Consider the following 9,926-nt stretch of genomic DNA (forward strand, 5'->3'; position numbering starts at 1 on the left):
CACGCCTTCCTCCTCGCGGACGACAGCGAACTCTGCCTCTACGAACTGGAGCACGACCTCACCCCCGACCGCCGGCTCGTCTGCGAGGTCTACCGCGACGAGGTCGCCGCCGCGCGGGCCGCCCGCCGGCACGCCCGCGCCGTCGCGGCCGGCTGACCCGGCCGGACTCCTCGCGCCCGGCCCGCCCCCGTCCGCCTCCCCACGCCCCACCTCGGCGCACGGCCGCCGCACCGCCACGTATAGCGTGGTGGACGACAGCAGATGCCGAGCGCCGCGAAGGACCGTGATGACCCGCGTGATCGCCGGGAGCGCCGGCGGGCGGCGGCTGGCCGTACCGCCCGGAGGCGGCACCCGGCCCACCTCCGACCGGGCCCGGGAAGGGCTGTTCTCCACGTGGACGGCCCTGTGGGGCCCGCTGGACGGCAGCCGGGTGCTCGATCTGTACGCCGGCTCCGGCGCCGTCGGCCTGGAGGCCCTCTCCCGGGGCGCCGCGCACGCGCTGCTCACCGAGGCCGACGCACGCGCCGCCCGCACGGTCCGCGCCAACATCCGCGACCTGGGCCTGCCCGGCGCCGAACTGCGCACCGCACGGGCCGAGGCCGTCGTCCGGGAACCCGCCCCGGACACCCCTTACGATCTCGTCTTCCTCGACCCGCCCTACGCGGTGACCGACGCCGAACTGCACGAGATCCTGCTCACACTCCGCGCAGGAGGCTGGCTCGCCGACGACGCGCTGGTCACCGTGGAGCGCGGCACCCGGGGAGGTCCCTTCCCCTGGCCCGCCGGCTTCACCGCCCTGCGCTCCCGCCGTTACGGCGAGGGCACCCTGTGGCACGGCCGTGTCACCCCCGGGGCACCCGGACCCCTCTCCGGACCCACCGCCGGCAGCGACCGGCCATGACCGTCACCCCACCACCGCCAGCCGAGGAGTCACCGTTGCGCCGCGCCGTCTGTCCGGGGTCCTTCGACCCCATCACCCATGGACACATCGACATCATCGGCCGCGCGTCGAAGCTGTACGACGTGGTCCATGTCGCCGTCATGATCAACAAGTCCAAGAAGGGCATGTTCACGATCGACGAGCGGCTGGACCTGATCCGTGCGTGCACCGAGGAGTTCGGCAACGTCCGCATCGACGCCCACCACGGCCTGCTGGTGGACTACTGCAAGCAGCACGACATCCCGGCCATCGTCAAGGGCCTGCGCGCCGTCAGCGACTTCGACTACGAACTCCAGATGGCCCAGATGAACAACGGCCTCACCGGCGTGGAAACCCTCTTCATCCCCACCAACCCCGTCCACAGCTTCCTCTCCTCCAGTCTGGTCAAGGAGGTCGCCACCTGGGGCGGCGACGTCTCCCACCTCGTCCCCGACCCGGTGATGCGCGCCCTGGAGCGCAAACTGGCCTGAGCCCCACGCCGCGCGCCGTTGGCCGTACAGTCAACCCGTGGACGTTACGCAGAAACTGGATGAGATCGTCGACACGGTGCGCGGCGCCAAGAGCATGCCCATGTCGGCGTCCTGTGTGATCCATCGCGCCGACCTGCTGGCCCGGCTGGACGAGGTGCGCGAGGCCCTGCCCGGCTCCCTCGCCCGGGCGCAGGAGGTGCTGGGCGACCGGGAGGCCGTCGTCGCCGACGCCCAGCAGGAGGCGCAGCGCATCCTGCAGGCCGCGCACGCCGAGCGCGGCTCCCTCGTCGAGAGCACCGAGATCGTCCAGCGCGCCCAGGCCGAGGCCGCCCAGCTGCTGGAACGGGCCCGCCAGGAGGCCGACGCGATCAAGGCCGAGGCCGACGACTACGTGGACAGCAAGCTCGCCAACTTCGAGGTCGTCCTCGGCAAGACCATCGGCTCGGTGGAGCGGGGACGCGACAAGCTGCTGGGTCCCGACCGCAACCCGGGCGGCGATCTGCCGCAGCAGGCCGACGCCTATGTGGAGGCCCAGTTCGCCGCCATCGAGGCGGTGCTGCGCAAGACCCTGGCGGCGGTCGGCCGCGGGCGGCAGAAGCTCACCGGGCACCGTCCCATCGACGAGCTGGCCGAGCACGTCGCCCAGCAGGAGAGCGCCGGGACGGTGCCTGCGGCGGGCGCGTACTACAGCGCGGACGCCGACCAGGACACCTACGGCTATCTGGGCATGACCGCCCCGGCCCGCGAGCCGGCCGGACCCGGCGGAACGGACGGCGGCGCCCCCGGCGGCTACCCCGCGCAGCCGGACGGCCCGGCCCCGTACGCCGCCCAGGACACCGCCGCCTACGCGCAGGACGGTGGGTACGCCGCCGCGGCGCAGGGCGGCGGCTACGGCCAGGACCCGTACGGGGCGGGCGGCGGCTACCCGCAGGACGACGGGTACGGGGGCGCGGGCGGGGCCCAGGCGCCCGGGTACGGCGGTTACCCGCAGTCCGCCGCCGGTTACCAGGGGCCGGGGACGCTGGAGGAGACCAGCCTCTTCGACACCGGGATGATCGACCCCGAACAACTGCGCCGGTACGAGCAGGGGCGCTCCTGAGGCCCTGCCCCGGCGGCCGATTGGGAGGGGAGGCGGCTGTGACGTATGCTGTCTCTTCGGTCGTGCCGCATCAGTGATCACGGCTGCCCGTCGGCTCCCGTATCGGGCCGCGCGCCTCATCCGTCCTTGTTCTGCCCCGTAGAACCCGTAGAAAGCGAAGAGCCCTGAACGCCCCCTTGGACCACCGTGCCCCGCTGGTGTTCGACACCCGCGAGCTGGGGCGCCGTCCTGGTGCGCTCAAGCGGATCACCCGCAGTGTCGCGGCCCCCGAGGGTCTCGGCATCGAGGTGATCGGCGTGCCCCAGGGCGCTCCGCTGGAGCTGGATCTGCGGCTGGAATCGGTGATGGAGGGTGTGCTGGTGACCGGGACCGCCCGCGCACCGCTGGCGGGGGAGTGCGTAAGGTGTCTGGAGCCGCTGGCTCAGGAGGCCGAGGCGGAGTTCCAGGAGTTGTACTCCTACCCCGACGCCGGTGACTGGACCCGCACCGCGGAGCCGGGCGACGACGCCGAGGACGAGGAGCGGCTCTTTCTCGAGGACGACCTGTTCGACCTCGAACCCGTGCTGCGGGACGCGGTGGTGCTTTCACTGCCCCTGCAGCCGGTGTGCCGGGAGGACTGCCCCGGTCTGTGCCCCGAGTGCGGGGCACGGCTCGCGGACGACCCGGAGCACCATCACGACACCGCCGTCGACATCCGTTGGGCGGCACTGCGGGATTTCGATCCCGCGGACCACAAGAAGACACCCCGCACCCGCGGGGACGATCCACAGGAGAAGTAGCCGTGGCTGTTCCGAAGCGGAAGATGTCGCGCAGCAACACGCGCCACCGCCGGTCGCAGTGGAAGGCCGCTGCCCCGAACCTGGTGAGCTGCGAGCGCTGCCAGGAGCCGAGGTTGCAGCACATCGCGTGCCCCAACTGCGGCACGTACAACCGCCGTCAGGTCATCGACGTCTGATCGGCGGGTGACAGGCTCCATGTCTCACGCCCATCGGTCCAAGACCCAGGCGTCGGCGGAGGTGGCCTCGTCCCACGCGGTTCTGGAAGGGCGGCTCGGCTATCAGCTGGAGTCCGCCCTTCTGGTGCGTGCGCTGACCCATCGTTCGTACGCGTACGAGAACGGCGGTCTGCCCACCAACGAGCGGCTGGAGTTCCTCGGGGACTCGGTGCTCGGGCTGATCGTCACGGACACGCTCTACCGCACGTATCCGGAGCTGGCCGAGGGGCAGCTGGCCAAGCTGCGCGCCGCCGTCGTCAACGCCCGGGCGCTCGCCGATGTGGCGCGCGGCCTGGACCTGGGGGCGTTCGTCCGGCTGGGCAGGGGCGAGGAGGGGACCGGCGGCCGCAACAAGGCGTCGATCCTCGCCGACACCCTGGAGGCGGTCATCGGCGCGGTCTATCTCGACCGCGGCCTGGAGGCCGCCGACGAGATGGTGCACCGGCTGTTCGACCCGGTGATCGAGCGTTCGGCGAAGCTGGGCGCCGGCCTGGACTGGAAGACCAGCCTGCAGGAGCTGAGCGCCGCCCAGGGGCTGGGTGTTCCCGAGTACGTGATCAACGAGGCGGGCCCCGACCACGAGAAGACCTTCACCGCTGCGGCCCGCGTGGGTGGCGAGACCTACGGCACCGGCACCGGCCGCAGCAAGAAGGAAGCCGAGCAGCAGGCGGCGGAGACGGCCTGGCGGGCCATCCACGCGGCGGCGGAGCGCCGCGGCGGGGACGGCCCGGCGCAGGGGCGGTCCGTTGCCTGAGCTGCCCGAGGTCGAGGTGGTCCGGCGCGGTCTGGACCGCTGGGTCAGCGGCCGGGTGATCGCGTCGGTGAGCACGCTGCATCTGCGGGCGATCCGCCGCCACGCGGCGGGCGCGGAGGATTTCGCCGCCCGGCTCACCGGGGCCGAGATCGCCGCGGCGCGGCGGCGCGGCAAGTACCTGTGGCTGCCGCTGGCGGACGGCGAGCTGGCCGTGCTGGCCCATCTGGGCATGAGCGGTCAGCTGCTGATCCAGCCGGCGGCGGCACCGGACGAGCGGCATCTGCGGATCCGGATCACCTTCACCGATCCGGAGGAAGGCGAGCTGCGGTTCGTCGACCAGCGCACGTTCGGCGGTCTGTCGCTGCATCCGCTGACGCCCGGCGGGCTGCCCGAGGTGATCGCGCACATCGCGCGGGACCCGCTGGACACGGAGTTCGACGAGGACGCCTTCCACGCCGCGCTGCGCCGGCGGCGTACCACCGTGAAGCGGGCGCTGCTGGACCAGTCGCTGATCAGCGGCGTCGGCAACATCTACGCGGACGAGGCCCTGTGGCGCACCCGGCTGCACTACGAACGCCCCACCGCCTCGCTCACCCGGCCGCGGACGGCGGAGCTGGTCACCCACATCCGTGAGGTGATGAACGAGGCGCTCGCCCAGGGCGGCACCAGCTTCGACAGCCTGTATGTCAATGTGAACGGCGAGTCGGGGTACTTCGACCGCTCGCTGGACGCGTACGGGCGCGAGGACGAGCCGTGCCGCCGCTGCGGTACGCCGATCCGCCGCCGCCCGTGGATGAACCGGTCCAGCTACTACTGCCCGCGCTGCCAGCGCCCGCCCGCGGCGGGGAGCTGAGCGGGGGCGGCGGGACGACGGCCGGGCCGGCTCAGTAGCCGAAGGCCTGGGTCCACCAGGGGCCGCCGTCGCCCAGGTGCACGCCGACGCCGAGCGTGGTGAAGTCGCAGTTGAGGATGTTGGCGCGGTGCCCCTCGCTGTTCATCCAGGAGTCCATGACGGCCTGGGCGTCCTGCTGGCCGCGGGCTATGTTCTCGCCGCCCATGTTCGATATGCCGGCCGCCTGTGCGCGGTCCCAGGGGGAGCGGCCGTCGGGGTCGGTGTGGGAGAAGAACCCGCGCTGGGCCATGTCCCGGCTGAAGCCGGTGGCCAGCTCGGCGAGGGCGGCGTCCCGGACCAGCGGCCGGCAGCCGGCCTGGGCGCGTTCCTGATTCACCAGTCGCAGCACGGCGTCGGCCGCGGCGCTGGCCGGGTCCTGGCTGGGCGAGGGCTCGGGCTCGGGCGCCGGGGCGCTCTGGGTGGGCTTCGGCGCCTCGGCGGGCGGCTCGGGGGAGGGGGCCTCGGGGGACGCCGAGGGGCTGGGCTCGGCGGCGGGGGCCTCGGCGGAGGGCTCCTCGGACGGCTCCGGCTCGGCCTCCGCCTCGCTCTCGGCGGCCTCGGGCGACGGTGAGGGCTCGGGGGTAGCGGTACGGTCCCGGCCGCGGTGAGCGGCTTCCTCGCGGTCCTCGGCGGCGGCGCCGCGCTCCAGGGAGGGAGAGGCGGAGGGGGAACCGACGACGAGCCGGTCCTCGCCGGGCCCGGGGTGGGCCTGGAGGTCGTCGGTGTCGGTCAGGGTGAAGCGGTCCGCCATCCCCGGCATCAGGCCGGAGCCCACGGCGATGGCGCCCACGGTGAGCGCGGCGGAGGCCCCGAGCAGCCCGGCGCGGGCGGGGCTCTTTCTTCGGTGTGCGCCCCGGTGGCCGTCCCCGTCGCGCGGGGCGGGAAGAGGCGCCGGGGTGTGCACGGAGCGGCGATGGCGACCCATCGGTGGCACCGTCCTCGTCAACTCGACAACTTAAAGATCACTCGAATGAGTGGTCGTTACTGCCGCGTGACTTTACGGCATCGTGAGCGCGGCGTGGCTGCGCCGTGTGCGGATGGCCGGATAGCGTGCGTCACATGAAGGAACCCACGCCCCACGAAACCGACCCGTCCCAGCCCGTCCGGATGACGGCCTGGGTGCGCGGACACGTACAGGGCGTGGGTTTCCGCTGGTACACCCGGGCGCAGGCACTCGCCATCGGTGAGCTGCGCGGATTCGCCTCGAACCTCGGGGACGGCCGGGTGCAGATCGTGGCCGAGGGTCCCCGGGAGCGCTGCGAGCGGCTGTTGGAGTGGGCCAGGACGGGCGACACGCCCGGGCGGGTGGACGGCGTCACCGAGATTTGGGACACACCCCGGGGCGTCTACCCGGACTTCGCCATCCGCTGATCGGGTGATCGACACGTGGCGGGTTCGGGGCCGGAAAGTGGTTGCCAACCCCGCTCTCACGTGCAAGGCTGCCAACCGATCACTGCCCGAAACCGCGGCCCGCGCGCCGCGCAGCGCCCCGGCCTCCCGGCGGTGTCCGGTCTTCGCAGGCCCGGCACCCCCGGCGATACGCGGTGTGATCGTGTTGACCGTCCCACTTTTTGGTGAGACTCTGAAATCCCCGCGCATCTCAGCTATGTGGCCTTGAGATAGAGGGTGCCGAGCACCCACCGCGGGCGTTATCCCTCACGACCTACCACGGCTTCGGTCGGTCACTCAGTGTGGAGGACCATCCATCATGGCAAAGGCGCTTCTCGGTCACATCGGCGGCTCCGACCCCCGAGTCCTTGCCGAGATGCGACGGCTTCAGCAGCGCGTACAGGACCTGGAGACGCAGCTTCTGCGCGTCCAGGCGGAGAACGACGCGTTGGCCGCCGCCCATCGGCACAGCGACCCGGTGCTCAACGGCATCGATGTGCACAAGGCGGAGCCCGCTCTGACCTGACCTCAAGGACGAGGACAGGCCGGCACGGCACACACGCACCGCCTGCGGATCATGCGAGGGACGCTTCGGCGTCCCTTCGTCATGTCCGGGTCATCACCACCGTTCTGCTCGGACCGCCTCCGGGTCTACGGACCGCATTGGCTCAACTACTGATGTGCCCCCCATCCCCCGCGTCGAAACGGCCGATCGGGGACGGCCGGGGAGTAAAGTCCGACGGCGTGCACCTCAAGAGCCTGACCCTGCGCGGCTTCAAGTCGTTCGCCTCGGCCACCACGCTGCGCTTCGAACCCGGGATCACCTGCGTGGTGGGCCCCAACGGGTCGGGCAAGTCCAACGTGGTCGACGCGCTGACCTGGGTCATGGGAGAGCAGGGCGCCAAATCCCTGCGCGGCGGCAAGATGGAGGACGTCATCTTCGCCGGCACCACCGGCCGTCCGCCGCTGGGCCGCGCCGAGGTCTCCCTCACCATCGACAACGCCGACGGCGCGCTGCCCATCGACTACGCCGAAGTGACCATCACCCGGATCATGTTCCGCAACGGCGGCAGCGAGTACCAGATCAATGGCGACACCTGCCGCCTGCTGGACGTCCAGGACCTCCTCTCCGACTCCGGCATCGGCCGCGAGATGCACGTCATCGTCGGCCAGGGCCAGCTCGACTCCGTCCTGCACGCCGACCCCGCCGGCCGCCGCGCCTTCATCGAGGAGGCCGCCGGTGTGCTCAAGCACCGCAAGCGCAAGGAGAAGGCGCTGCGCAAGCTGGACGCCATGCAGGCCAACTTCGCCCGGGTGCAGGACCTCACCGACGAACTGCGCCGCCAGCTCAAGCCGCTGGGCCGGCAGGCCGCCGTCGCCCGGCGCGCCGCCGTGATCCAGGCCGATCTGCGCGACGCGCGGCTGCGGCTGCTCGCCGACGAGCTGACCGCCGAGCGCCGCGCCCTCGCCGCCGAGGTCGCGGACGAGACGGCGCTCAAGGAACGCAAGGAGGCGGCGGAGCGGCGGCTGCGCGAGGCGGCGCGGTCGGAAGCCGCACTGGAGGAAGAGGTACGGGCCCTGGCGCCCCGGCTCCGGGACGCCCAGCAGACCTGGTACGAGCTCTCCCAGCTCGCCGAACGCGTGCGCGGCACGCAGTCCCTGGCCGAGGCCCGCATCGCCAGCGCCGGAAGCGGCGCCCCCGAGGAGCGCCGCGGCCGGGACCCGGAGGACCTGGCCCGCGAGGCCGCCCGCATCCGGGAGCAGGAAGCCGAACTCGAAGCCGCCCTGGAAGCCGCCGGGCGGGCGCTGGAGGACACCGTCGAGCACCGCGCGGCGCTGGAGCGGGAGCTGGCGGCGGAGGAACGCCGGCTGCGGGACGCCGCCCGCGCCGTCGCCGACCGCCGCGAAGGGCTGGCCCGGCTGCACAGCCAGGCCGCCGCCGCCCGCAGCCGCGCCGCCGCGGCCCAGGCGGAGATCGACCGGCTCACCGAAGCCCACGAGGACGCGGTCCGCCGCGCGGAGAGCGCCGGGCAGGAACACCGGGCGCTGAGCGCCGAGGTGGCGGGCCTGGAGGCCGGTGACAGCGAGCTGGCAGCCGAACACCAGCAGGCGGTGGAACGTCTGGCGGCGGCCGAGACCGCGCTCGCCGCCGCCCGCGACGCGCTGACCGCCGCCGAACGCGAACGGGCCGCGCTCGGCGCCCGCCACGAGGCCCTGGCGCTCGGACTGCGGCGCAAGGACGGCAGCGGCGCCGTACTGGCGGCGGCCGACACGCTCGGCGGCGTCCTGGGCCCCGCTGCCGAACTGCTCACCGTCACCCCCGGCTTCGAGGTCCCCGTCGCCGCCGCACTCGGCGCCGCCGCCGACGCCGTCGCGGTGGACGGCCCCGGCACCGCCGCCTCAGCCCTGCGCCACCTCCGCGACACCGACGCCGGCCGGGCCACGCTCCTGCTCGCCCCCGCCGGGCAGCCCGCCGAGGGTGATCCGCGCTCGCCGACCGCGGGCCCTGCCCGGCCCGCGTCGGGGGCGTCGGCCGTCACCTCGTCGGCGGACCCCCACGTGCCTCGCCCGGCTCCGGAAGGCGGGGAGGGCGATCCGCACCCGCCGACCATGCGCCCTGCCCGGCCCGCGCCGGGGGCAGAGTCCGTCGCCTCCCCAGCGGGTGACCGCGCCCCTTGCCCTGCGGTGGAGAGCGCCGAGGGTGGTCCGCACCAGCCGACCGCGCGCCCCGGCCTCGCCGACGCCGTCCCGGGGTCCGCGCCGCAGGAACACGACCTCGGACCCGCCGCCGCGGCGGTCGCCGCGGCCGGGCGGCGGCCCGCGGTGCCGGGACCGGCGCGGGCCGGAGAGCGCGTCGACGCCGCGGCGACCGGACCCTCCGGAACGCGAGCCAACGCGGCGCCCGCCGCATACGGAGAGGCCGGTGCCGCCGCCGCGGGGCGGCAGGTTCCGCAGCCGGCGGCGGAGGCGTCCGGGGAGCGGAGCACCGCTCCCGCGCCGCAGGCGCCGCGCGCCGCGGGCCCCGGCGGCGGACAGCCCCGCGCGGGCTCCCTGCCCGCCGCGCGCGCCGGGGACGGCGCCCCGCCCGATGAGCCGGCCCTGCCCGCCGCCGACCTGGTCGACGGTCCGCCCCACGTACTGGAGGCGGTCCGCTGGCTGTTGCGCGACACCGTGGTGGTCCCCGGGCTCGAAGAGGCCGCGGCGCTGCTGGCCGCCGGCGGTGACCTCACCACCGTCACCGCCGAGGGGGACGTCCTCGGCCGCCGCCTGGCGCAGGGCGGCTCCGCCGGCGCGCCCAGCCTGCTCGAAGTCCAGGCGTCCGTCGACGAGGCCGCCGCCCGGCTGAGCGAGCTGGAGCAACGCTGCGAGGAGTTGGCCCGCGTCCGGG

At 73.9% G+C, this 9,926-nt stretch carries 12 protein-coding genes; 11 read left to right on the plus strand and 1 reads right to left on the minus strand.

Annotated elements, in window-relative coordinates; all coding sequences use genetic code 11:
- The 8 genes from ACFV5N_RS19205 to mutM all read left to right on the plus strand — a co-directional run.
- A partial coding sequence (locus tag ACFV5N_RS19205; protein WP_385601129.1) for a DUF6227 family protein occupies nucleotides 1–156 on the plus strand: 156 nt, incomplete at its 5' end.
- A gap of 130 nt (nucleotides 157–286) precedes the next feature.
- A complete protein-coding gene (rsmD, locus tag ACFV5N_RS19210) occupies nucleotides 287–901 on the plus strand; it encodes a 16S rRNA (guanine(966)-N(2))-methyltransferase RsmD (RefSeq protein WP_385601104.1) in 615 nt (204 codons plus the stop codon).
- Nucleotides 902–936: 35 nt separating this feature from the next.
- Nucleotides 937–1,410 (plus strand): pantetheine-phosphate adenylyltransferase, encoded by a 474-nt coding sequence (gene coaD / locus ACFV5N_RS19215; RefSeq protein WP_385601132.1) that lies wholly within the window; start codon nucleotides 937–939, stop codon nucleotides 1,408–1,410.
- A gap of 37 nt (nucleotides 1,411–1,447) precedes the next feature.
- Nucleotides 1,448–2,509 (plus strand): ATP synthase F0 subunit B, encoded by a 1,062-nt coding sequence (locus ACFV5N_RS19220; protein WP_385601107.1) that lies wholly within the window; start codon nucleotides 1,448–1,450, stop codon nucleotides 2,507–2,509.
- A gap of 176 nt (nucleotides 2,510–2,685) precedes the next feature.
- Entirely contained in the window at nucleotides 2,686–3,288 is a 603-nt protein-coding gene (locus ACFV5N_RS19225; RefSeq protein ID WP_385601109.1) for a YceD family protein, read from the plus strand.
- A gap of 2 nt (nucleotides 3,289–3,290) precedes the next feature.
- Nucleotides 3,291–3,464 carry a 50S ribosomal protein L32 gene (rpmF, locus tag ACFV5N_RS19230; RefSeq protein WP_026047730.1) on the plus strand — a complete coding sequence of 58 codons (174 nt, stop codon included), beginning with the start codon at nucleotides 3,291–3,293 and terminating at the stop codon, nucleotides 3,462–3,464.
- A 19-nt stretch (nucleotides 3,465–3,483) separates the two neighbouring features.
- Nucleotides 3,484–4,257, plus strand: a complete 774-nt coding sequence (gene rnc, locus ACFV5N_RS19235; protein ID WP_385601112.1) for a ribonuclease III — start codon at nucleotides 3,484–3,486, stop codon at nucleotides 4,255–4,257.
- A complete protein-coding gene (gene mutM / locus ACFV5N_RS19240; protein WP_385601115.1) occupies nucleotides 4,250–5,110 on the plus strand; it encodes a bifunctional DNA-formamidopyrimidine glycosylase/DNA-(apurinic or apyrimidinic site) lyase in 861 nt (286 codons plus the stop codon). The genes rnc and mutM overlap by 8 nt, the downstream gene beginning before the upstream one ends.
- A 31-nt stretch (nucleotides 5,111–5,141) precedes the next feature.
- Here the strand turns inward: mutM and ACFV5N_RS19245 are convergent, their stop codons facing one another.
- The gene (locus ACFV5N_RS19245) at nucleotides 5,142–6,074 is read right to left on the minus strand and encodes a CAP domain-containing protein (RefSeq protein WP_385601118.1); all 933 of its coding nucleotides are present in this window, start codon (nucleotides 6,072–6,074) and stop codon (nucleotides 5,142–5,144) included.
- A 134-nt stretch (nucleotides 6,075–6,208) separates the two neighbouring features.
- Between ACFV5N_RS19245 and ACFV5N_RS19250 the strand changes: the two genes are divergently transcribed.
- From ACFV5N_RS19250 to ACFV5N_RS19260, 3 genes are all read left to right on the plus strand, one after another.
- Nucleotides 6,209–6,520: an acylphosphatase gene (locus ACFV5N_RS19250; protein WP_385601120.1), complete on the plus strand. Its 312-nt coding sequence runs from the start codon at nucleotides 6,209–6,211 to the stop codon at nucleotides 6,518–6,520.
- 337 nt (nucleotides 6,521–6,857) lie between these two features.
- Nucleotides 6,858–7,064 carry a hypothetical protein gene (locus tag ACFV5N_RS19255; RefSeq protein WP_385601123.1) on the plus strand — a complete coding sequence of 69 codons (207 nt, stop codon included), beginning with the start codon at nucleotides 6,858–6,860 and terminating at the stop codon, nucleotides 7,062–7,064.
- Nucleotides 7,065–7,282: 218 nt separating this feature from the next.
- Nucleotides 7,283–9,926 (plus strand): AAA family ATPase (locus tag ACFV5N_RS19260; RefSeq protein ID WP_385601126.1); only part of this gene is annotated, 2,644 nt, incomplete at its 3' end.

This window comes from Streptomyces sp. NPDC059853, assembly GCF_042731495.1.
In the GTDB taxonomy this organism is placed as follows: domain Bacteria; phylum Actinomycetota; class Actinomycetes; order Streptomycetales; family Streptomycetaceae; genus Streptomyces.

Excerpts from the sequence above, each read along its gene's own strand:
- ACFV5N_RS19245 (WP_385601118.1), bottom strand. The coding sequence starts at position 6,074 with ATGGGTCGCCATCGCCGCTCCGTGCACACCCCGGCGCCTCTTCCCGCC.
- ACFV5N_RS19255 (WP_385601123.1), top strand. The coding sequence starts at position 6,858 with ATGGCAAAGGCGCTTCTCGGTCACATCGGCGGCTCCGACCCCCGAGTC.
- ACFV5N_RS19250 (WP_385601120.1), top strand. The coding sequence starts at position 6,209 with ATGAAGGAACCCACGCCCCACGAAACCGACCCGTCCCAGCCCGTCCGG.
- rsmD (WP_385601104.1), top strand. The coding sequence starts at position 287 with ATGACCCGCGTGATCGCCGGGAGCGCCGGCGGGCGGCGGCTGGCCGTA.
- rnc (WP_385601112.1), top strand. The coding sequence starts at position 3,484 with ATGTCTCACGCCCATCGGTCCAAGACCCAGGCGTCGGCGGAGGTGGCC.